This window comes from Paracoccus hibiscisoli, assembly GCF_005048265.1.
Lineage (GTDB): Bacteria > Pseudomonadota > Alphaproteobacteria > Rhodobacterales > Rhodobacteraceae > Paracoccus > Paracoccus hibiscisoli.
The window spans coordinates 109,239-129,899 of sequence record NZ_SUNH01000003.1 but is presented as its reverse complement, the minus strand read 5'-3'; the positions used below and the strand labels follow the sequence as shown (position 1 = coordinate 129,899).

Annotated in this window: 21 protein-coding genes and 1 pseudogene; 8 read left to right on the top strand and 14 right to left on the bottom strand. The window is 67.3% G+C overall.

What is annotated here, in order from left to right; translation table 11 throughout:
* Nucleotides 1-701 (top strand): annotated as a pseudogene (locus FA740_RS01630) (IS5 family transposase); the annotation flags it as partial.
* 19 nt (nt 702-720) lie between these two features.
* Here FA740_RS01630 and FA740_RS01625 read toward each other — a convergent pair.
* From FA740_RS01625 to FA740_RS01615, 3 genes are read right to left on the bottom strand one after another with little or no spacing between them, the layout of a single operon-like run.
* Nucleotides 721-2,250: a UxaA family hydrolase gene (locus tag FA740_RS01625; protein WP_136855029.1), complete on the bottom strand. Its 1,530-nt coding sequence runs from the start codon at nt 2,248-2,250 to the stop codon at nt 721-723.
* Nucleotides 2,247-3,344, bottom strand: a complete 1,098-nt coding sequence (locus FA740_RS01620; RefSeq protein ID WP_136855028.1) for a mannitol dehydrogenase family protein — start codon at nt 3,342-3,344, stop codon at nt 2,247-2,249. The genes FA740_RS01625 and FA740_RS01620 overlap by 4 nt, the downstream gene beginning before the upstream one ends.
* Entirely contained in the window at nt 3,337-4,329 is a 993-nt protein-coding gene (locus tag FA740_RS01615; RefSeq protein ID WP_136855027.1) for a zinc-binding alcohol dehydrogenase family protein, read from the bottom strand. Before FA740_RS01615 ends, FA740_RS01620 begins: the two co-directional genes overlap by 8 nt.
* Nucleotides 4,330-4,428: 99 nt before the next feature.
* Between FA740_RS01615 and FA740_RS01610 the strand changes: the two genes are divergently transcribed.
* From FA740_RS01610 to FA740_RS01590, 5 genes are read left to right on the top strand one after another with little or no spacing between them, the layout of a single operon-like run.
* Nucleotides 4,429-5,331 carry a GntR family transcriptional regulator gene (locus tag FA740_RS01610; protein ID WP_136855026.1) on the top strand — a complete coding sequence of 301 codons (903 nt, stop codon included), beginning with the start codon at nt 4,429-4,431 and terminating at the stop codon, nt 5,329-5,331.
* 37 nt (nt 5,332-5,368) lie between these two features.
* Nucleotides 5,369-6,094, top strand: coding sequence for a FadR/GntR family transcriptional regulator (locus FA740_RS01605; RefSeq protein ID WP_338119652.1), 726 nt, complete (start codon nt 5,369-5,371; stop codon nt 6,092-6,094).
* 27 nt (nt 6,095-6,121) lie between these two features.
* Nucleotides 6,122-7,090, top strand: coding sequence for a C4-dicarboxylate TRAP transporter substrate-binding protein (locus tag FA740_RS01600; protein ID WP_136855024.1), 969 nt, complete (start codon nt 6,122-6,124; stop codon nt 7,088-7,090).
* 51 nt (nt 7,091-7,141) lie between these two features.
* Nucleotides 7,142-7,624 (top strand): TRAP transporter small permease, encoded by a 483-nt coding sequence (locus FA740_RS01595; RefSeq protein ID WP_136855023.1) that lies wholly within the window; start codon nt 7,142-7,144, stop codon nt 7,622-7,624.
* Nucleotides 7,621-8,892, top strand: coding sequence for a TRAP transporter large permease (locus FA740_RS01590; RefSeq protein WP_136855022.1), 1,272 nt, complete (start codon nt 7,621-7,623; stop codon nt 8,890-8,892). The genes FA740_RS01595 and FA740_RS01590 overlap by 4 nt, the downstream gene beginning before the upstream one ends.
* A gap of 3 nt (nt 8,893-8,895) precedes the next feature.
* Here the strand turns inward: FA740_RS01590 and FA740_RS01585 are convergent, their stop codons facing one another.
* Genes FA740_RS01585 through FA740_RS01555 form a run of 7 tightly spaced genes read right to left on the bottom strand, consistent with a single transcriptional unit; the run spans nt 8,896 to nt 15,622 of the window.
* Entirely contained in the window at nt 8,896-9,546 is a 651-nt protein-coding gene (locus FA740_RS01585) for a PqiC family protein (protein ID WP_246053392.1), read from the bottom strand.
* Nucleotides 9,547-9,548: 2 nt separating this feature from the next.
* The gene (locus FA740_RS01580; protein ID WP_136855021.1) at nt 9,549-11,600 is read right to left on the bottom strand and encodes a PqiB family protein; all 2,052 of its coding nucleotides are present in this window, start codon (nt 11,598-11,600) and stop codon (nt 9,549-9,551) included.
* 31 nt (nt 11,601-11,631) lie between these two features.
* Nucleotides 11,632-12,288 (bottom strand): paraquat-inducible protein A, encoded by a 657-nt coding sequence (locus tag FA740_RS01575; RefSeq protein ID WP_136855020.1) that lies wholly within the window; start codon nt 12,286-12,288, stop codon nt 11,632-11,634.
* Nucleotides 12,285-13,055, bottom strand: a complete 771-nt coding sequence (locus FA740_RS01570) for a paraquat-inducible protein A (RefSeq protein WP_338119651.1) — start codon at nt 13,053-13,055, stop codon at nt 12,285-12,287. Before FA740_RS01570 ends, FA740_RS01575 begins: the two co-directional genes overlap by 4 nt.
* 24 nt (nt 13,056-13,079) lie before the next feature.
* Nucleotides 13,080-14,855: a sensor histidine kinase gene (locus FA740_RS01565; protein WP_246053390.1), complete on the bottom strand. Its 1,776-nt coding sequence runs from the start codon at nt 14,853-14,855 to the stop codon at nt 13,080-13,082.
* Nucleotides 14,856-14,889: 34 nt separating this feature from the next.
* Complete coding sequence (locus FA740_RS01560; RefSeq protein WP_136855018.1) at nt 14,890-15,456, bottom strand: RNA polymerase sigma factor; 567 nt, start codon at nt 15,454-15,456, stop codon at nt 14,890-14,892.
* Between the two features lie 55 nt (nt 15,457-15,511).
* Nucleotides 15,512-15,622, bottom strand: a complete 111-nt coding sequence (locus tag FA740_RS01555) for a NepR family anti-sigma factor (RefSeq protein ID WP_231558891.1) — start codon at nt 15,620-15,622, stop codon at nt 15,512-15,514.
* Between the two features lie 131 nt (nt 15,623-15,753).
* Between FA740_RS01555 and FA740_RS01550 the strand changes: the two genes are divergently transcribed.
* Entirely contained in the window at nt 15,754-16,557 is an 804-nt protein-coding gene (locus tag FA740_RS01550; RefSeq protein ID WP_136855017.1) for a response regulator, read from the top strand.
* A 32-nt stretch (nt 16,558-16,589) separates the two neighbouring features.
* On the opposite strand, the gene FA740_RS01545 is transcribed toward FA740_RS01550, so the two are convergent.
* From FA740_RS01545 to FA740_RS01530, 4 genes are read right to left on the bottom strand one after another with little or no spacing between them, the layout of a single operon-like run.
* Nucleotides 16,590-17,480: a YihY/virulence factor BrkB family protein gene (locus FA740_RS01545; protein WP_136855016.1), complete on the bottom strand. Its 891-nt coding sequence runs from the start codon at nt 17,478-17,480 to the stop codon at nt 16,590-16,592.
* Nucleotides 17,481-17,535: 55 nt separating this feature from the next.
* A complete protein-coding gene (gene dnaQ / locus FA740_RS01540; protein ID WP_136855015.1) occupies nt 17,536-18,240 on the bottom strand; it encodes a DNA polymerase III subunit epsilon in 705 nt (234 codons plus the stop codon).
* Nucleotides 18,233-18,820: a dephospho-CoA kinase gene (coaE, locus tag FA740_RS01535; RefSeq protein WP_136855014.1), complete on the bottom strand. Its 588-nt coding sequence runs from the start codon at nt 18,818-18,820 to the stop codon at nt 18,233-18,235. The genes dnaQ and coaE overlap by 8 nt, the downstream gene beginning before the upstream one ends.
* The gene (locus FA740_RS01530) at nt 18,817-19,671 is read right to left on the bottom strand and encodes a shikimate dehydrogenase (protein ID WP_136855013.1); all 855 of its coding nucleotides are present in this window, start codon (nt 19,669-19,671) and stop codon (nt 18,817-18,819) included. Before FA740_RS01530 ends, coaE begins: the two co-directional genes overlap by 4 nt.
* Nucleotides 19,672-20,165: 494 nt before the next feature.
* Here FA740_RS01530 and FA740_RS01525 point away from each other — a divergent pair, with 494 nt between their 5' ends.
* The gene (locus FA740_RS01525; protein ID WP_136855012.1) at nt 20,166-20,612 is read left to right on the top strand and encodes a CopD family protein; all 447 of its coding nucleotides are present in this window, start codon (nt 20,166-20,168) and stop codon (nt 20,610-20,612) included.
* Nucleotides 20,613-20,661 lie beyond the last annotated feature (49 nt).

Here is a 20,661-nt window from a genome sequence, read left to right as displayed (position 1 = left end):
CGCGTTCTCAGCGACATTATCTTCATCAATCGCAATGGCTTGCGGTGGTGCGATGGTGAGGGCATGAACGCCACCGGTTCGAGAGAATGCCCGAACGGAGAATACGGACCGGCCAAGACCCTCTACAATCGCTGGAAGCGTTGGAGCGATAATGGGGTCTTCGCCCGGATCATGGTCGGCCTGGCCGCCGAGGGCGCCGATCCGAAGACAATCATGATCGATGCCACGTATCTGCAGGCGCATCGCACGGCTTGCAGCCTGCGCGCGAAAAAGGGGGGCGGGGTCGCCAGATCGGCCGAACGAAAGGCGGCATGAACACGAAGCTGCATGCTGTCACCGATGCGAAAGGCCGTCCCATCCGGTTCCACATATCGGCAGGGCAGGTCAGCGATTACACCGGTGCGGCAGCACTGTTGGGCAGCTTGCCGAAGGCGGACTAGTTTCTGGCTGACAGGGGATATGACGCCGACTGGCTGCGAGAAGCGTTGGAAGCCAAAGGGATAAGCGCCTGCATCCCCGGCCGGAAGTCCCGCAAGAAGACCGTGAAATACGACAAGCGGCGCTACAAAAGGCGCAATCGTATCGAGATCATGTTCGGTCGTCTGAAGGACTGGAGACGTGTCGCCACGCGTTACGACAGGTGTCCAGAGACATACCTCTCCGCCATCGCATTGGCCGCGACTGTCTTGTTCTGGCTGTGAAACTCAATGAGTCTGGAACCTAGAGAACCGCGCCGATCTTCCATGGGACGAACTCGTTGTCGCCATAGCCGAACCCCTCCGACTTGGTGCGCTGGCCCGAGGCGGTGTCCAGCAGCAGGTCATAGATCTGCGCGCCCATCGCCTGCAGGTCGGTGCCCTGGTCGACTACCGTGCCGCAGTTGATGTCCATGTCCTCGTGCATCTGTGCGAACAGGGTGGAATTCGACGCCAGCTTGACCGAGGGCGCGGGCTTAGCGCCAAAGCACGATCCGCGACCGGTGGTGAAGGCGATCAGGTTGGCCCCTGCCGCCACCTGACCCGTCGCCGCGACCGGATCGTATCCGGGGCTGTCCATGTAGACCAGGCCCGGCACCGCGATGCGTTCGGCATAGGCGAAGGCGCCCGCGACCGGGGCCATGCCGGCCTTGGCCACCGCGCCCAGGGATTTTTCCAGGATGGTGGTCAGCCCGCCCTTCTTGTTGCCGGGCGAGGGGTTGTTGTCCAAGGACGCGCCGTTTTTCGCCGCATAGTCACGCCACCAGTCGATCATGCCCGCGATGCGCGCGCCGGTCGCGGGGTCGGCGCGGGCGATCAGCAAATGCTCGGCGCCGAAGATTTCGGGCGTTTCCGACAGGATCGAGGTGCCGCCCGCCACGACCAGCATATCAGAGGCCACCCCCAGCGCCGGATTGGCGGTGATGCCCGAAAACCCGTCCGAGCCGCCGCATTGCATGCCCAGGGTCAGCGCGCTGACGGGCTGCGTGCTGCGGATGTCGGCATTGGCGGCGGCCGCGATCGGCTCCAGCAGCTCCAGCGCGCGGGCGACCGCCGAGGCGGAGCCGCCGACCTCCTGGATGTTGAAGCTGTGATAGCGGTCGCGCGTCCAGTCGGTCGGCTTGTAGAGGGTCAGCTGGTTCACCTCGCAGCCCAGGCCCACGATCAGCACGCCGCCGAAATTGGGGTGGTCGCGATAGCCCTTGAGCGTGCGGACCAGCACGTCGAACCCCTCGCCCTGCGCGGCCATTCCGCAACCCTGGTCGTGCACGATGGGGGCAAAGCCGTCGATATTGGGGTATTTCGGCCCCAGCACCCGCGTCGCCGCCTGCGCGATGGCATGACACACCGTGGACGAGCAGTTCACCGACGCCAGGATGCCGATGAAGTTGCGCGTCCCCACCCGCCCGTCGGGGCGCAGATAGCCCTGAAAAGTGGTGCGCGCGGGCGGCGGGGGCAGGTGGCCGCGCTGGTCGGCGTGGTGGGAATGGACAGCGCTCATGGCGATGTTGTGGACATGGACATGCTGGCCCGGCGCGATGGGCTGGGTCGCCTGCGCCATGATCTGGCCGTATTTCACCACCGCATCGCCGGGTGACAGCGCGGTCAGCGCGAATTTGTGGCCCAGCGGGATAGGGTCGGCCAGCGGCGTGCCCAGCGCGTGTTCCCCCGCCGCCATGGGGCGGAGCGCGATGCCCACGCTGTCGGCGGGGTTCAGGCGGATCGCGTCGGGGGCGCCTGCGGGGCGATGGGGCAGCACGGGCGGCAGGGTCATGATGCGGCCTTTCGGGCGATGGCTGACAGTTCGGGCATGGCGTGTCCGTCGGGGCCGACCCAATCCAGAAAGGCCCCGATGCGGCGGGCGACCTTTTCCGGGTGGTTCTGGGCGATATCGGCCAGACGGTGGTCCAGGAACGGGTTGGCAAAACGGTCCAGCGTCACCGCCAGATAGGCGCGCGCCTGCGGCCCCCGACCGCGCGCGGCGAAACCGGGCAGGACCTCATCGGCACAGATCCGGTCCAGCGCGGCGCGGTCCGGCCCCGCCATCATCTGACGCACCAGCCGGGCGGGGTCGGCCCCCGCCGCCAGCCAGCGGTCGGCCAGCACGGTATGGCCCAGGTTGAGGATGTGCAGCTTCAGCCGCTCGATCTCGTCCAGGTCGGGGACCAGCTGGACGGCGGGGTGGTCGCAGGGCAGGGCGACGCCCGGCCCCGCCTGGATCGCCCAGAGCGCATAGGGTTCGGCCACCGCGCCCGCAGGCTGCAGCGGTTCGGACACGATCCGGTCCACCAGGCTGTTGACCCAGACACAGGCCTGCAGCCAGTCGCACAGCGCGTCCGGGGCCCGCTGCGCGCGGGCGATCTGCATCACGCGGGCGCGAAGGACGGCGCCGTTTTCCGGGACCAGCTCCATCGGAAAGATCGACAGCGGCGCGCCGCCCGCCGCCTGCCTGTGGGCCAGCAGGTGATACAGCTTGGCCGGAAAGCTCATCGCCTGGTCAAAGGCGGGCGCGTCATCGGCGGGCTGGGGCTGATAGCCCCGGTCGCCGGTGTTGGACAGGATCGCCTGCGTTTCACTGGCCGCCAGCCTGCACAGCGCGGGCCAATCCGTCGCCGTGGACAACGTGCGCCGGACCGAGGTCACGCGGATTTCGCGGTCGACCACCTGTCCGTCGGACAGGCCGCGGATGCGCACCGGATAGCCGCGCGGGTCGGCCAGCGCCGCCAGACGCCCCGCCCGCGACGGGTCGCCCGTCGTCTGCACCACAGTGACCGTGCGCGGTGTGGCAGCCTCATGGAAGAACAGGTCGGCATGGGCCTGAAGGAACCGGCTGGTGCCGAATTGCAGGATCGGGGTCGGCTCAGACATGGATGATCGCCTTGATCAGCGCGCCGCGATCGGCGGCCCATTGCGGCAGCATGGTCGCGGCCTGATCCAGCGTGGTGGAATGCGTGGCCAGCCGGTCCACCGGCACGCGCCCGTCGCGGATGCAGGCCATCACATGGTCGAAATCGGATTTCAGCGCATTGCGGCTGGCCAGCAGGGTCGTCTCGCGCTTGTGGAATTCGGGGTCGGGAAAGGTCAGGTCGCCCTTGACCACCGACAGCAGGACATAGGTGCCGCCATGGCCCAGCCAGTCCAGCCCCCGGTTCATCGCCGCGATGCTGCCCGTTGCGTCAAAGACCGCGTCATAGGTCGCCTGCGCCTCCTGTCCGACCTGTTCGGTCCGGGCCTGGGGCAGGACCCCCGCCGCCAGGGCCAGGCGTTCGGGCGACGCATCGCGCAGCGTGACCTGGGCCCCCGCGATGCCCGCAAAGATCGCGGCGGCCAGACCGATCGGGCCCGCCCCCACGATCAGCGCCGCAGCGCCGGGCCGCAGCCGCGCGCGGGCCACGCCGTGCGCGCCGATGGCCAGGAACTCGACCATGGCGGCGGCGGTCTCGGACAGGCCGTGGGCGGGATAGAGGTTGGCTTCGGGGACCACGATCTCCTCGCACATGCCGCCATCGACATGCACGCCCAGGACCGCGATCGCCTCGCAGCAGTTGGGCGCGTCGTTCCGGCAGGCGCGGCAGGTGCCGCAGGTCAGATAGGGGTTCACCACCACCAGATCGCCCGGCGCGATGGTTCCGTCGCTGCTGGCGTCCAGCGCCCGGCCCGACAGCTCATGGCCCATCACGCGGGGATAGGCGAGGAACGGCTGCTGCCCGCCAAAGATGTGATAATCGGTCCCGCAGATGCCCACATGGCCGATCCGCACGCGGACATGGCCCAGCCGCGGCTCGGGGCGCGGGCGGCTTTCCAGCCGCAGCGCACCGGGTTCCGCGCAGATCAGGGCCGTCATCTGGGTCATCGTCATCTCCGGGTTCGGGGGCCGCCTTGGCTTGCGGGGTTATGGTTCTTTATATAAAAAGAACCGAACCGGTCAACGGGTGATGCACAGGAGGCGGCGATGACGCGCGACAACCGGCTGTTCAAGGCCCAGGTCAATCGCCTGCTGACCCTGATCGAGGATCAGGGCGAGGCCGCCCTTGGGTCTGAGGCCGGTCTGGCCGCCAGTCTGGAAGCCAGCCGCACGACCGTGCGCGCCGTGCTGTCCCATCTGCACGACCAGGGCGTGATCGCATGGGACGGGCGGGACAAGCGCCTGTTGCGCGCGCCGGAACCGGGCGATTTCTTTGACACCGACCAGACGCGCAGCACGCAGGACCTGATCCGCGACCGGTTCCTGGAATGGGTGCTGCAGGGCGACGTGGCCCCCGGCACGGTCCTGAACGAGACGCGTCTGGCGCGGCAGTTCGACCTGCCGCTGGCCGGGCTGCGCGAGTTCCTGATCCGTTTTGAGCCCTTTGGCCTGATCGAAAAGCAGCCGAACCGCCACTGGCTGCTGAAAGGCTTTACCCCCGATTTCGCCGCCGAGATGTTCGAGGTGCGCCGCCTGTTCGAGACCCGCGCCCTGACGCGGCTGATCGCCGAGCCGGACCCCGCCCTGACCCAGCGCCTGACCGGCCTGCGGGCCGATCATCTGGCCGTGACTGCGGGCGGGCGGCGCGCGGCGCTGGAGTTTCCGGCGCTGGATGCGCGGTTCCACGCGCTGCTGTGCGACGGTGCGCGCAACCGCTTTGTGTCGGATTTCAGCCGGACGATCTCGATCATCGTGCATTACCACTATCTGTGGACCAAGAAGGACGAGGCCGACCGCAACCGCCATGCCGCGGCCGAGCATCTGGCCATCATCGACGCGATCCTGGCGGGCGATGCGCAGGCCGCCCAGGACGCGCTGGCGCGGCATCTGGACACGGCCTGGCACACGCTGTCGACCTCGGTCGACTGGCAGGCGCGCGGGCAGGTCTGACGGCGCGCTTGACAGGGACGCGGCGTTTCGCCTAGCTTTGGTCCAACCACCGAACCAAACGCAGGGAGGGCGTCGTTTGGCCGGAATATCCGCCGTCGAAGACATCAGATCGGTTCTCAGCCGGGAAATCGTGGACGCCTATAGCCCGGGCCAGTTCCTGCCCAATGAGCGCGAGCTGGCCGAACGCTTTGGCGTAGCGCGCAACACCATCCGCGAGACGATGATCCACCTGGAGGCCTTTGGCCTGATCGAGAAGACCCGCCGCGGCGCTCGCGTCCGGCAAGCCGACTTCGACCCGGTGTTCCAGATCTTTGCCCAGCATTTCGACAGCAGCCCCGACCGGTTGGAGGATGTGCTGAACTTTCGCCGCCTGACCGAGACGGGGGCCGCCCATTTCGCCGTCCGCCATGTCGACGACGCGGTGCTGGACCGGATGCGGCTGGCCAATGACCGCATGGCCACGGCGGTGACGGTCGCGCAGGCGGCCAGCCATGACTATGATTTCCACCTGGGCCTGATCGAGGCGGCGCGAAACGACATGGCGCTGCGCATGTATCGGGTCATGGGGGTCACGCTGCGTTTCTACCTGGAGATCGGCAAGTCGCAGCATTCAGACACCCAGACCGCCCATGCCCAGCACGCCCGCATCATCGACGCGCTGCAGGCGCGCGACCATGCGGCGCTGTGCGCGGCGCTGCACGACCATTTCGACCATTCCGGCCTGGTCCTGGCCGCCAACCGATCGGCCGGCACCCCCGGCTGACGCGACTGATCCTTGAGGGAGGAACCCATGAAACTGATCACCCTGACCACCGCCCTGGCGGCGCTTCTGGCCGGACCGTTGGCCGCCCAGGAGGTCACCGTCCGCGTGGCCTATGAGAACAACCCCGGAGAGCCGGTCGACCTGGTGATGAACCGGTGGGCCGAGCTGGTCACCGAGGCCTCGGGCGGCGACGTCGCGCTGGAGCTGTTCCCGTCGTCCCAGCTGGGCGCCAAGCAGGATGTGATCGAGCAGGGGATGATGGGCGTGAACGTCATCACCATCGCCGATGTGGGGTTCCTGACCGATTACGACCCCGATCTGGGCATCCTCTTCGGCCCCTACCTGACCGACAGCCCCGAAAAGCTGTTCGAGATCTATGAATCCGACTGGTTCAAGGAGAAGGAGGCCGCGCTGCGCGAGAAGGGCATCCATATCGTCATCTCGAACTATCTCTACGGCACGCGGCAACTGCTGACCAAGACGCAGGTCGAAACCCCCGACGATCTGGCGGGCCTGAAGATCCGCACCCCCAACAACCCGATGCAGATCCGCGCCATCGAGGCGATGGGCGGCACCGCGACGCCCATGCCCCTGGGCGACGTCTATCCGGCGCTGACCCAGGGCGTCATCGACGGGGTCGAGAACCCGCTGGCGGTGCTGCACGGCCAGAAGCTGCATGAGCAGGCCAAGCATCTGTCGATGATCGGCTATCTGACCAACACCTCGCTGTGGCTGGGCGGAGAGGCCTATTTCGCCACGCTGGACCCGGAGGTCGTCCAGATGCTGCACGAGACGGGCCATCAGGCGGGCCTCTACAGCCAGGAGCTGGCGGCAGAATCGGATGCGCAGATGCTGGCGGACATGGAGGCCCAGGGCGTCCAGGTGACCTATCCGGACCTGGCGCCGTTCCGGGACCGGGCGATGGCCTTCTATGACCAGTTCCCGGAATGGTCGGACGGTCTGTACGACCAGATCCAGGCGCAACTGCAGGACTGACCCGCAACGGGTGCCGCCCCGCGCGGCACCCCCCTTTCCGGACATGACCCGATGAAACATCTTGCCGGCCTGGCCTCGGCCCTGGGCGCGCTGCTGGTTGCCGTGCTGGTGACGCTGACCGCCGCCGCCGTCTTCATGCGCTATGTGATGGGCGCGCCGATTTCCTGGACCGAGGAGGTCTCGGCCATCCTGATGATCTGGATCATCATGCTGGGCGCGATATCCTGCGAATGGCACCGCCAGCACCTGACCATCGATTTCGCGGTGGCCTGGCTGCCGCGTCCGGGGCGGCGGCTGCTGGGCATCGCGGTGGCGCTGCTGTCGGTTGCGGTGCTGCTGACGATGGCCTGGCTGGCCTGGGGTCTGGCGCAGGGTGCGGGGTTCAAGCGGACGCAGATCTTGGGCGTGTCCTGGTTCTGGATGAACCTGGCGGTGGTGGTGGGCGCCCTGGGCGCTAGCGCCGTGACGCTGTGGCGGATGGTCCTGCCCGCCCGCGACCCGCTGGACCCCGCATCGGAGGATGAGCGGTCGTGACCTGGATCATCATCATTCCCATCATGCTGGCCATGTTCATGCTGAACATGCGCATCTATCTGGCGATGTTCGCGGGCATCCTGGGCTATTTCCTGTTCTTTTCGCCGGTGCCGCTGGCCATCGCGGTCCAGCGTTTCATGTCCCCGGCCGAGAACGCATCCCTGCTGGCGATCCCGTTCTTCGTGCTGCTGGGCACGCTGTTGGGCAGTGCGGGCATCGCCACGCGCCTGCTGCGGCTGGCCGATCTGCTGGTCGGGCGGCTGACGGGTGGGCTGGGCCACACCAATGTGATGCTGTCCACGCTGATGGGGGGAATCTCGGCCTCGAACCTGGCGGATGCGGCGATGATGTGCCGCATGATCGTCCCCGAGATGGAGCGGCAGGGCTACAAACGCTCGATCGCGGCGGCGATCACGGCGTGTTCGTCGCTGATCACGCCGATCATCCCGCCGGGAATCGCGCTGATCATCTATGGGTTGGTGGCCGATGTCTCGATCGGGTCGATGTTCGTGGCGGGCATCCTGCCGGGGCTGATGTGCTGCGCGCTGCTGCTGATCGCGGTCTGGCTGGTCGCCCGGCGCGAGGGTTACAAGCCGTCGCGCACCACCTGGCCCACCATGCGCGAGACGGGGACCACGCTGCTGGGCGCCTGGCCCGCGCTGTTCCTGGTCGTGGTGATCGTGGGCGGCATCCGGTTCGCGATCTTCACCCCGACCGAGGCCGGGGCCATCGCCACCGTCACCACCCTGTTCATCGGCGTCTTCGTCTATCGCGAGATGCGCCTGCGCGACGTCACCCAGGCCTTTGCCGAGACCGCGCGCCAGACGGCGGCGGTGCTGCTGGTCATCATGACCAGCTCGGCCCTGGCCTGGATCTTCACGCTGGAGCGGGCGGGCGTCAGCATGGCGGAATTCATCACCGCGCTGACCACAAACCCCTATGTCTTTCTGCTGGTCATCAACATCGCGCTGCTGATCCTGGGCATGTTCATCGAAGGCACCGCGCTGATGATCATCCTGGTCCCGCTGCTGAAACCCGTGCTGGTCCAGCTGGGGATCGACCCGGTGCATTTCGGGCTGATCATGATCCTGAACCTGTCCATCGGCACGCTGACGCCGCCGGTGGGGACGGTGCTGTTGCTGGTGTGCAACCTGACGCGGGTGTCTATCGTCGATTTCGTGCGCGACGGATGGCCGTTCCTGCTGGCCATCCTGCTGGCGCTGCTGTTGGTGACCTACGTGCCCTTCCTGTCGCTGGCCCTGGTCTGAGGGTCAGAACAGCGACAGATCGAACGGATCGCTGGCGGCGGGCCGGGTGGTGGCGATGGTCGCCCCCGGTCCCGACAGGGTCGCGATCTGCTGGGCCAGGATGGCGATGGCCTGGCTGGCGGCCAAGGCCGTGCCCGCCGCACCCTGCGCTGCCATCGGCACGCGGATATCAAAGCTGCGCGCATGGTTCGCACCGCCCCCCGACAGCCCGTCATCGGACACGAAATACCGCCCCGACAGGCGATAGCTGTTGTCGGCCTGGGCCAGGGCGCGTTCGACGCGCACCTCCAGCACGCGGGCGGGGGGCTGGGCAAGGGGCCAGGGCTCGCTGATGACGGTGGCGCCCGACACGTCGCTGATCGCGCGGGCCAGCGTGGTGGTGAAGGCGCGCGCCGGATTGTCCGCCCAGAGGTTGTCGGGGGTTGATCGCACGGCCCCGTCGGGGGTCTGGAACGCGACCTCCTGATCCGAGGCGTAATCGGGCAGGGACACGTCCTTGAGCTCCGCAGTGCCCAAGCGGTTCGGCACCTGCACCCCGCTGACCGGCGGGTCGATCAGAAAGCGCCCGGTCTTTTCGGGGTTGGAACAGGCGCCCAACAGGGTCGCGCCCATCAGGGCGGCCAAGGGCAGACGGAACAGCGGGGCTAGGGTCATGTCTATCGTCCCAGGATGAAGGCGCGGGGATTGCGTTCGATCAGCCGGGCGACCGAGCCGATGGATTGGGTTGCCCGGCGCAGCTCGCGCAGCGCGCCCAGCAATTCGTTGTTAAAGGCCGACCGGTCGCCATAGCTGGAAAACAGCGTGTCGGCGCGTCCGGCGGTGGCCTGCAGGCGCTGGATCAGCGCGGGCAGCTGCTGGACCGACACGGCGATCTGGTCGGCGGCGGTGCTGGCCGAATTCAGCGCGTTGTTCAGGCTGCCCACCGCATTGCCGTCGCGCAGGTCGTTCAGCAGGCCGGTCGCGGCCTCCAGCGTGTTCGACAGGTTGCGCGGCAGCTGTTCGGCATCCTGGCTGCCCAGCATGGCGCGCAGGTCGGCCAGGATTCCCTCGGCTTGCAGGCTGATCTCGGCAAAGCCGAACTCCTCGACCGCGGCGGCGGCGGCGTCGATCTGATCGACCATCGCGGGCACGTCGGCGGCGGCCTCGGTCACGGCGGTGAAGGCGGCGGAGGCCTCGTCCAGCATCCGCGCCAGGGTCTGGCCGCTGTCGGCCTGGCGCAGATCGCCGGTGATCGCGGCGATGTCGGACAGCGCGACGCTGCCCCCCTCGATCGCCTCGCGCAGCGCCAGGGGAATCGCGCGGGTGTCCTGCGATGTCGCAAGCGCCGTGATGCTGTCCAGCGTGTCGCGGGCCGAGGTCAACAGCTCTTCGATGGGCAGGTTGCCGATGCGGTTGACCAGCCCCTGCGCGCTGGCGGTGAAGTCGTCCAGATCCCCCTCGACCGAGGGCAGAAGCGGGTTCGGACCGGATTCTGTGTCGATGGTGGCGGGTTCGGCACCCGGAATGGTGACCAGCTCGACCATCAGGGTGGTGCCCAGAAAGCCTGCGCTGGCCACGCGCGCGCGCAGCCCGTCGCCGACCTCCTCGGTCAGCAGGGCCAGCGCGTCGTCTGCGGTGGACCCATCGCCCAGACCCATCCGGCGCGGAGAGATCAGCATGGTCACCAGCTGTCGGGGCGTGACGTTGCCATCGCCATCATCGGTCAGGGTGACGGCCAGCTCGGTCACGCGGCCCACGCGCAGGCCCTGGAACTGGACATCGGCGCCGCGTTCCAGCCCCTGCAGGCTGTCGTCGATCAGCATGCCGACGCGCAGCAGGGCGGTGTCGTCATCCTCGAACCGGGCGGTGCGGGCGGTGCCCTCGTCAGGCTGGACGGCGAATTCCTGGCCCGGCTGGACCGGGGCGCCGCCGCTGACGAAGGTCTCGAAGGCGATGCCGCCCTGCAGCAGCGAGGACAGCGAGTTGACGTTCAGCGCCACCCCCTGCGCCCCAAGCGAGACCGAGAACCCGGACGTGTCCCAGAACACCGTGGCGCTGGACAGGCGGGCGTCATGGGGCGCCTCGATGAAGGCATCGACCAGCACGCGGTCGCTGGCCTCGTCCAGGCGGACGTTCTCCAGCCGCCCGACCTCGACGCCCCGGAACAGGACGGGCGCGCCCTCGGACAGGCCGTCGGCGCTGTCCATCGACAGCCGGACCCAGGTGCCGGGCTGATCGTTGCGGATCAGGGGCGGGCGTTCCAGCCCCACAAACCGGGTCGCGGGCGCGGTCACATCGGCGTCCCAATACCCCTCGATGAAGGCACCGCTAAGGACCGTGTCCAGACGCGTCACGCCTTGGGCGCTGACCTGCGGGCGCACGATCCAGAAGGCGGCCTGATCGTCGATATATTGCGCCACCTCGGTGTTGACGCGCAGCGAGACGACGACGCGGGACAGATCTTCGGTGAACTTCACGCCCTCGACCCGGCCCACGGTGATCTCGCGAAAGCGCAGCGAGGTATCGCCGGGGGTGATGCCGGTCGCGTCGGCGAATTCGATCTCGATCACGCTGCCGCGGTCGCGAAACGCGTTCCAGGCGATGCCCAGGGTCACGACCAGCGCGATGATCGGCACGATCCAGATCACGTTGATCCCCGCCTGTGCCGCGCGGGCGGCTGTCTTGCGCACGGGGCTGGCCGGCGTCAGGGGCGGGGGCGTGTCGGTCATCGGCAGTCCTTGGGAATCGCGTGGGTGGCGGTCAGCGGCGGCTGCGCAGGGGCAGGCCGCGCCAGATCAATCGTGCGTCAAAGCTTTGCGCGGAAAGCATCGTGAAGGCAACCGACAGCGCGAAGGACACTGCCGCAGGCCCCGGATGGATCGAGGCGACAAAGCCCAGTTGCACCAGCGCGGACAGGATCGCCACGACAAAGACGTCGATCATCGACCAGCGCCCGATGAATTCGACCACCTCATAGATCTTCAGCCGGGTATGGGCCTGATCGGTCGTGGCGGGCCTGCCCGCGACGATGGCCAGCCAGGCGATGGCGATGAACTTGCCAACCGGCACGATGACCGAGGCGACAAAGACGATGATCGCGATGTCCCAGCTGCCATAATGGATCAACTCCATCACGCCGCCCAGGATCGTGGCCTCGGAATTGCCGGCCAGGCCCGCGAAGGTGCGGGTGCTCATCATCGGAAAGACGTTGGCGGGGATATAAGCGATGATGCCCGCCAGCCACCAGGCCCAGACCTTTTGCAGGCCGCGCCGGTCGGGGGGCACAAGATGCGCGCCGCAGCGCCGGCAGCGGTCCTGTTCCAGCGGCCAGACGCGGCCGCAGCGGTGGCAGCCGATCAGACCGGCGCGATGGGCGGTCAGGACCGGGGCCGCCGGCTGGTCGGTGGGCGCGCTCATGCGTCGCGGGCCAGGGCGGGGGGATCAGTGCGGGCGGGGCCGGGGCGGACCGGGTCGGGGCCGAAGGTGGTCCGGACCCCGGCATCCTCGATCGCGTCCCAGATGGAGGTCTGGCACATGAAGGCGCGGCTGGCCAGGTTCACGAAGATCAGCGCGCAGAACGCCCAGAAGGCCGGGCCCAGATGGACCGTCGCCAGCCCCGCCACCTTGACCAGGGCCACGGCGGTGCCGATCACGAAGATCTCGGCCATGGACCAGGGGCGCAGGATCTCGGACCAGCGGAAGGCGCGGGCGGCATGGCGGTGGGGCGGGCGGCCCTGCGCCAGCGGCACCAGCGTATAGACCAGCAGGAAGGACCGCGTGATCGGCAGGCCGATGATCATCGCCAGCACCGCGATGACCAGCGGCAGCAGCACCCCGTCGGCAAAGGCCAGCGCCACGTCGAAGAGAGAGCTGGCATTGCCGAAGCCCATCGTCGAGACCTCAAGGAACGGAAAGAACACCGCCCCCACCAGCAGCACCATCGAGGTGAAGGCCAGCGCGATCAGCTGCGCAAAGGCACCGTCGCGCGGCTTGGCCAGGACCGTGCCGCAGCGGACGCAGCGCGCGGTCTCTCCGGGGTCGAGATCCTCCTCGACATGCAGGGCGTCGCAGAGGGGGCAGGCCATCAGCCCGGCCCCGGTCGCCAGATCATACGTCTTGTCGCGTTCCATCGGCCCAAGATAGTGCCGCCAGCCCACCGCGCAAGCGCGACGCAAGCCGGTCATGCGAATTTGCGCGACGCCGCGGCGCTAATGCCGCGATCCGGCCCGCGCGGCCGAGGTCAGGACCACCTGACGCGGATCGCCCGACCCCGAGCCGCCGCCAAAGGCCGCCTGTCCCACCTTGAAGGACAGCGCCAGGCGATAGCAGCCGTCCTGCGGTTCGGCGCTGATGTCGCCCTCCAGCTGCATCGAGAAGGCCTCGATCAGCTGGCTGCCCAGGCCGGTGCCGCTGGCGGCCTCGTCGGGGCCAGTGGAGTTCACGACCTCCAGCAGCCCGCGCCCCGGTTCGGGCGAGGTCAGCGCGACGCGCACCCAAGGGTTGCCCCCATCGGCGGGTCGCCCGGCATATTTCACGGCGTTGGTGAAGGCCTCGGTGGTCAGCAGGGTCAGCGGGACCGCCTGGTCGGGCAGCATGGTCAGCGGCTGGATGTCTGTATGCACGATCAGGTCGCGGCCCGCCCCCGCCGAGGCCGTTGACAGCTGGGTGATGATGTCCGAGATCAGCCGGTCGGCATTCACCTGATCCAGCTGTTCGGCCTGATAGAGGTTGCGATAGATCGTGGCCAGCGCCGCGACCCGGTCCTGCACCGAGCGCAGCACGCGTTTGGCGTCGCGGTCGTCGATCAGGCGGCTTTGCATGTTGATGATCGATGCGATCAGCTGAAGGTTGTTCTTGACCCGGTGGTGGACCTCCTTGAGCAGGACGGTCTTTTCGATCACGGCCTGCTCCATCGCCTCTTCGTCGCGGATCAGGATGCGGGCCATGTTGTGGAAGGTCTGGCTGACATCCGCGATCTCGGTGGGGGCGTCGGTCAGGACCGGGGGCGGGGTGTCGCGATTGCCGATGGCGAAACGCCGCATCTGGCCGCGCAGCACGGTGATATGGCGCAGGACCAGCCGGAACACCGCGAAATAGGCCACGGCCAGCGACACCACCCACAGCGCCACGGGCAGCATCACCGCGCCGAACCGCGACAGCTGGAACAGGCCCACGCCCGCGATGCTGGGGCTCCAACTGCCCAGGGCATAGACCAGGCCGGGCACGACCGGCACGACGGTAAAGACGCGCATCTCGCCGTTGTTGGCGCGCGATCGGAAGGTGGCCTCGCCCTGCCCGGGCAGGTTGATCAGGGGCACGTCGCGCGGCAGCAGGGTGGTGGGGTCGTCGCCCTGGGTGGTGTCCGCGATCAGCACGCGCCCGGCATTGTTGAAGGTCAGGATGCGCGCACCCTCGGTGCCGAAATCCATCGCATGGGTCGACCGCAACAGCTCCTGGCTGAGCGACAGGGCGGTCAGGCCCAGCAATTCGCGGTCGCGATACAGGGGTTGCAGGACGACGACCACGGGTTCCCCGCTGACCGGGCCACGGGCCAGGGCCGTCACGGCGGTCATGGGCACCTGCATGAAGTCGGTCAGCAGATCGCTGTCGGACAGATCCAGCGGCGGCAGACCGGCCGGGGCCGAACTGCACGACACGCGCCCATCCACCGGCACGAACAGTGCCTGGCGATAGGTGCCGCTGCGCTGGACGAAATTGCGTAGCAGGTCAGAACAGATGTCGGGCCGGTTCAGGCTTTCCAGAATGGCGGGCCCCAGGGCATCGGCCGAGCCAAGCGCGCTTTGCAGCAGGGCGCGTTCACCGGCGGCGGCCGAGGCGGTGCGGCCCAGCAGCGCGATTTCGGCGCTGCGTTCCGCCTCGCGCGAGAGGTGGAGGTTCTGGACCAGCGAGATCAGGCCGATGGGCAGGATCGCAATGGACAGAAGCGCCCCGAGTCGAAACCCGAGGCGCCGCGTGAATTCCATCCGTTCCGTGATCCGCCTCAGCACCTCGACAGCCTCAGCGGGAGCTGTAGTTGTTCTGCGCCATCACGGCCAAGGTGGCCTGATCGGTCATGTTCAGCTCCTCGCCCTGTTCCAGGTGCAGCAGCTCGGCCAGCTTGCGGCGACCGCGATTGGCGCGCGACTTGACCGTGCCCACCGCGACGCCGGTCATGTCGGCGGCCTCCTCGTAGGAGAATCCCGAGGCCCCGACCAGGATCAGCGCCTCGCGCTGTTCGTCGGGCAGCTTGTCGAAGGCCACGCGGAAATCGCGCAGGGCCAGGCGGCCGTCATGGTCGGGCCGGGTCGCCTGGCGTGCGGCATGGATGCCGTCGCTGTCGCTGACCTCGCGCTTGGTCTTGCGGCGCGACGAATAAAAGGTGTTGCGCAGGATGGTGAACAGCCAGGCGCGCAGATTCGTGCCGGCCTGGAACTTGTCCATGTTCGTCCAGGCCTTGACGATGGTATCCTGTACCAGATCGTCCGCCGAGGCGCCTTCACGGGTCAGCGACAACGCAAAGGCCCGCAGCGCGGGCAGGTGATCGACCAGCTGGTCGCGGGGATGGATCGAGGGGGATCTGGTCATGAAAGCAACTTACCGGAACAGGGTGACGCAAGGGCAGGGCTGGCCGGGGTCCGGGTCATTCCTGTTCCTTCAGTTTCTTGAGCAGCTCAAGAAACCTGTCCGGAATCTGGTCAGTGGCGTCCTGTTCGTAGACCCGCTTGAGGTTCTCATCGATCTGTTTTTCCACTGCCGCTCTCCGACGGTCGTCTCGTTTCGGTGTCATATTCGTGTCAGTCCTGACAAACTTGTGCGCACAGCATGCAACCGATAGGGGGTTCAGTTGGTTCCCTGCCATACGCGATTTAAGAGGACTGTGTAATGACTGTTGCCGATCTGGCCCAATCCATCGGGCGTGAGCTTCCGTTTCTGCGCCGCTACGCGCGCGCCCTGACCGGCAGCCAGCGCGCCGGTGACAATTATGCAGCCGCCACGCTGGAGGCGATCCTGACCGATCGCAGCGTGCTGGACGGCGAGGACGACCTGCGCATCGCGCTGTTCAAGACCTTTCACGTGATCTGGCAAAGCTCGGGCCAGCCGGTCGAGGATGCGGACATGTCCGCCCGCGAGCGCCGCGCCCAGGGCCATCTGCGCGGCCTGACGCCCAATTCCCGCGAGGCGCTGCTGCTGCGCACCATCGAGGAGCTGCGCAGCGACCAGATCGCCCGCGTCATGCAGATCGAGGTCGCCGAGGCCGACGAACTGGTGCAGATCGCCCTGAACGAGATGGGTCAGGCCCTGCGCGGCAAGGTCATGGTCATCGAGGATGAGATGATCATCGCGATGGACCTGAAGGGCATCGTGCAGGCGATGGGCCATGACGTGACCGGCGTCGCGCGCACCCATACCGCCGCGATCGACCTGGCGGGCAAGCACCGCCCCGACCTGATCCTGGCCGACATCCAGCTGGCCGACGGATCGTCGGGCGTGGATGCCGTGAACGAGCTGCTGGCCAGCATGGGCGACATCCCGGTGATCTTCATCACCGCCTTCCCCGAGCGTCTGCTGACCGGCGACCGCCCCGAACCCGCCTTCCTGATCTCCAAGCCCTATAGCGAGGAGCAGGTCCGTTCGGCGGTCAGCCAGGCGATGTTCTTTGCCTCGACCGAGGGCCTGTCGGCCTGATCCAGAAGGGGGCGCCCGCGCAGGGCGCCCCGTCATTTGGCCTTGTCGGCCAGAATGGCGTCAAAGCCGCTGCGCGCCGCGCGGGCGGCCTTCATGCGGCGGCGGCGGGCCAGTTCGACATTGATCAGCGCGCCCAGCAGCACCGAGAACCCCGCCAGATAGAACCACATCAGCAGCGCCACCACCGTCCCGATCGAGCCATAGATGCGGTTGTAGCTGTTGAAGCTGCCCAGATAGGCCGAAAAGGCGATAGAGCCCGCTGACCACAGCACGGCGGCGAACAGCGCGCCCAGGGTAAAGATCGGCGTGCGCGGCGTCTTGACGTTGGGGCCATAGCGGTACAGCACGCCGATGGTCACGATGACCAGCAGGAACATCCCCGCCCAAGGCAGCACCGTCAGCAGCATGGACCGCACTGGCGCGAACACCATGAAGTTCAGCAGCACCGGCACCACCACGATGGTCGCCAGCCCCGCCAGCGAGATCCCAACGATCACCAGCGTCAGCGCATAGGCCAGCACGAAACCGAAGATGGTGGAGTGGGCACGCACGCCATAGGCCGCATTCAGCCCCCGGATCAGCGCATCCACCCCGGCCCGCGCCGCGATGGTGGCGATCATGAACGAGATGAACGAGGTCCAGCCCATCGACGTCCGCCCGTTCTGGGTCAGGGTCGTCACCTGGTCGTCGACGATGTCCGAGGCCCCATCGGGCAGGAACTCATGCGCGACATCCAGATAGGCCAGCACGACCAGCGGGTCGAACCACAGGCTCCACAGCGCGATGATGGCGGCCAGGCCCGGAAAGACCGCGAACATGGCGTAAAAGGCCACGCCCGCCGCGATCAGGGTCATGTGGGTCTTGTCCATCCGTTCGAAGATGGCGCCCCAGAAAGAGCCGATGTCGCGCAGCCAGTCCAGCATTCCGCATCCCTTTTCGCCAGAATGGGCCGCGCAGCCCCCGCGTGCAAGACCGCCGTCAGGTCGCGGCGTAGCGCGCCCAGACCGAATCCTCGCCCAGCTTGGCGACAAAGGCGGCATGCGCCTCGGCCTCGGCCGGGGTCAGGCGGGGGGGCAGGGCGCGGGGGCGGGCGGCGCGGGGGCGCATCTGGCCGTCGGGCATTCGCGTCGCGTCGTCGCTCGAGGGACGGTCCAGCACCAGGTCGGGCTGGCGCCCGCCGATCAGCTCCAGATAGACCTCGGCCAGCAATTCGCTGTCCAGCAGCGCGCCGTGCAGCTCCCGGCCCGAATTGTCCACGCCAAAGCGGCGGCACAGCGCGTCCAGCGTCGCGGGCGATCCCGGGAATTTCTCGCGCGCCAGCATCAGCGTGTCCAGCGCCCGCGACCAGGGCAGCGGCTTGTGGCCCGCGCGTTTCAGTTCGGCGTTCAGGAATTTCATGTCAAAGCTGGCATTGTGGATCACCAGCTTGGCGTCGTCGGCGATGAAGTCCATGAAATCGCTGACGATTGCCGCGAATTTCGGCTTGTCGCGCAGAAAGTCGTCGCCCAGGCCGTGGACGTCGAACGCCTCCTTGGGCATCGACCGTTCGGGGTTGATATAGACGTGAAAGGTGCGCCCGGTCGGCAGGTGGTTGATCAGCTCCAGCGCCCCTATCTCGACGATGCGATCCGCGCCTTCGGCGTCAAAGCCGGTGGTTTCGGTGTCCAGGACGATCTCACGCATGGGGGGCAACCTCGTTCACGATATGGGCGACGGCGGCGCGGGCGGCGTCCAGGCTGTCGGTCGGAATGATCCAGTCCGCGCGCGCGCGCTTGTCTGCATCAGACATCTGGCGCGCCAGGATCATGGCCAGCGTATCGCGCGTCATGCCCGGGCGTGCAAGCACGCGGGCGGCCTGGGTGTCGGGGTCGGTGGACACCACCGCCACCCCGTCCAGGTCCGGGGGCTGCGCGCTTTCGAACAGCAGCGGGATGTCCAGAACGACCAGGGGTGCGCCGTCATGTCGCGCCAGAAAGGCCTGCCGATCCTGCGCCACGAGGGGGTGGACGATGCCCTCCAGCCGCGCCAGCGCGCCGGAATCGGCCGCCAGCGCGGCCTTGAGCGCCGCGCGGTCGATGCTGCCGTCGCGAAGCGCTGTCGTAAAGGCCGCAGCGACCGGGTCCACCGCCGCGCCGCCCGGGGCATAGAGGCGATGGACCGCCTCATCCGCATCCCAGACCGGATGCCCCAGGTCGCGGAACATCTGCGCCGTCGTGGATTTGCCCATGCCGATGCTGCCGGTAAGGCCAAGACGGAAGGTCATTCCAGCGCGACCCGGCGCGCCTGATTGTCGACATCGGGGCGCTGACCGAACCAGCGTTCGAAACCGGGCGCGGCCTGATGCAGCAGCATGCCCAGCCCGTCGACGATGCGACAGCCGCGGGCCTGCGCCTCGGTCAGGAAGGGGGTCATCAGCGGGGTATAGACCAGGTCGGTGACCAGAGCGTCGGGCGACAGCGCGTCCATCGGCACGCGCAGCGGCTGTTTGCCCTGCATGCCGAGCGAGGTCGCGTTAACCACGGTCGAGGCGCCCTCCAGCATGTTGCCGACCTGCGCCCAGTCATAGACGACCAGCCGGGCGCCGAATTCGGCCTTGATCTGTTCGGCGCGCAGGCGGGTGCGGTTGGTGATGCGCAGTTCCTTGACCCCGCTGTCCAGCAGCGAGGCCACGACCGCCCGCGCAGCCCCCCCGGCCCCGATCACCGCCGCCGGGCCCCGGTCGGGCTGCCAGTCGGGGACGTTCTGGCGCAGGTTCGCGATGAAGCCGTAGCCGTCGGTGTTGTCGGCGTGAATCTTGCCGTCGGGACGAAAGATCAGCGTGTTCGCCGCCCCGATCAGTGCGGCGCGGTCGGTGACCGTGTCGGCCAGGGTCAGCACGGCCTCCTTGTGGGGGATGGTGACATTGGCGCCGACGAAACCGGCGCGGGGCAGGATGCGCAGCACCTCGGCCAGATGTTCGGGCATCACCGGGATCGGGACGTAATGTCCAGGCAATCCGTATCGGGCCAGCCAATGCGCATGCAGCCGCGGAGAGCGGGAATGCGCAATCGGCATGCCGATCACCCCGGCCAGGGGGGCATGGCTGATCTGGCTGGCGGGCAGGTCGTCTTGCATGGGCTTGATCATCACATCGCGGGTTCAGGGACAAGACTAGGGGCAGCACGGGCAGCGCGAAAGCCCCCCCGGGCACGGGACCGGACCCTGTGGCGGGGACGGCGCAGCCCCCGTGTGGACAAGTGGCGGGGGGAATCGGTTCGGGGCCTGCGGGCAAGCCGAGTCAATCCCTGACATGAGACGATTTTCGCCAGGAACGGAGCGGGAACGACGCAGGCTTCTCCACAGGTGGACGAATCATCCACCGAAACGGGCGCTTCTGTGGACAAGTGTCAGACAGGATCATTATCCGCAAAGTTATCCACAAATGACAGCTTTGTTTACAAACGATTTTCAGGCTGTGACACCGGTTTCTCACATCCTTGTCCACAGACGGTGATTCTGAGGAAATCACGGTGAGCAGAGTCCAAGTCCTGCTATCCACAGGCCCTACTTCTACAACATTCCTTTCTTTATCTTTTTTATTTAAGAGAAGAGGGAAGAGAGGTTTCCCGATGTTTGACTGGCTGGCGCTGATCTATCCTTACGTGAAGGCATTCCACGTGATGGCCGTCATTTCGTGGATGGCGGGGCTGTTCTATCTGCCCCGATTGTTCGTCTATCACGCCGAACGCCGCGCCGGCTCGGCCGAGCCGGTCGCCAGTTTCGTCATCATGGAGGACAAGCTGCTGCGGCTGATCATGAATCCAGCGATGATCGCGACCTGGATCAGCGGCCTGTCGCTGGTGCTGACGCCCGGGATCGTCAGCTGGGACATGATCTGGCCATGGATCAAGGCCGTCTGCGTGATCGCGATGAGCGCGTTTCACATGTGGTGCGCCCGAGAGCGCAGGATTCTGGCGGGCGGAACCGCGCAGGCGGGGCGCACCTATCGTCTGATGAACGAGGTTCCGACGCTGCTGATGGTGGCGATCGTGTCTTCGGTGATCATCAAGTTCTGATCGAAAAGATTGACTCGTGCGGACCGGGGCCTTATCTGCGCCCCAACCC

Coding starts and splice junctions, on each gene's coding strand:
- FA740_RS01575 (WP_136855020.1), bottom strand. CDS start 12,288: ATGAGCGCGCCCACCGACCAGCCGGCGGCCCCGGTCCTGACCGCCCAT.
- FA740_RS01530 (WP_136855013.1), bottom strand. CDS start 19,671: ATGCAAGACGACCTGCCCGCCAGCCAGATCAGCCATGCCCCCCTGGCC.
- FA740_RS01565 (WP_246053390.1), bottom strand. CDS start 14,855: ATGGAATTCACGCGGCGCCTCGGGTTTCGACTCGGGGCGCTTCTGTCC.
- FA740_RS01620 (WP_136855028.1), bottom strand. CDS start 3,344: ATGTCTGAGCCGACCCCGATCCTGCAATTCGGCACCAGCCGGTTCCTT.
- FA740_RS01595 (WP_136855023.1), top strand. CDS start 7,142: ATGAAACATCTTGCCGGCCTGGCCTCGGCCCTGGGCGCGCTGCTGGTT.
- FA740_RS01625 (WP_136855029.1), bottom strand. CDS start 2,250: ATGACCCTGCCGCCCGTGCTGCCCCATCGCCCCGCAGGCGCCCCCGAC.
- FA740_RS01550 (WP_136855017.1), top strand. CDS start 15,754: ATGACTGTTGCCGATCTGGCCCAATCCATCGGGCGTGAGCTTCCGTTT.
- FA740_RS01570 (WP_338119651.1), bottom strand. CDS start 13,055: ATGACCGGCTTGCGTCGCGCTTGCGCGGTGGGCTGGCGGCACTATCTT.
- FA740_RS01585 (WP_246053392.1), bottom strand. CDS start 9,546: ATGACCCTAGCCCCGCTGTTCCGTCTGCCCTTGGCCGCCCTGATGGGC.
- FA740_RS01545 (WP_136855016.1), bottom strand. CDS start 17,480: ATGCTGGACTGGCTGCGCGACATCGGCTCTTTCTGGGGCGCCATCTTC.
- FA740_RS01610 (WP_136855026.1), top strand. CDS start 4,429: ATGACGCGCGACAACCGGCTGTTCAAGGCCCAGGTCAATCGCCTGCTG.
- FA740_RS01525 (WP_136855012.1), top strand. CDS start 20,166: ATGTTTGACTGGCTGGCGCTGATCTATCCTTACGTGAAGGCATTCCAC.
- FA740_RS01560 (WP_136855018.1), bottom strand. CDS start 15,456: ATGACCAGATCCCCCTCGATCCATCCCCGCGACCAGCTGGTCGATCAC.
- FA740_RS01615 (WP_136855027.1), bottom strand. CDS start 4,329: ATGACCCAGATGACGGCCCTGATCTGCGCGGAACCCGGTGCGCTGCGG.
- FA740_RS01600 (WP_136855024.1), top strand. CDS start 6,122: ATGAAACTGATCACCCTGACCACCGCCCTGGCGGCGCTTCTGGCCGGA.
- coaE (WP_136855014.1), bottom strand. CDS start 18,820: ATGACCTTCCGTCTTGGCCTTACCGGCAGCATCGGCATGGGCAAATCC.
- dnaQ (WP_136855015.1), bottom strand. CDS start 18,240: ATGCGTGAGATCGTCCTGGACACCGAAACCACCGGCTTTGACGCCGAA.
- FA740_RS01580 (WP_136855021.1), bottom strand. CDS start 11,600: ATGACCGACACGCCCCCGCCCCTGACGCCGGCCAGCCCCGTGCGCAAG.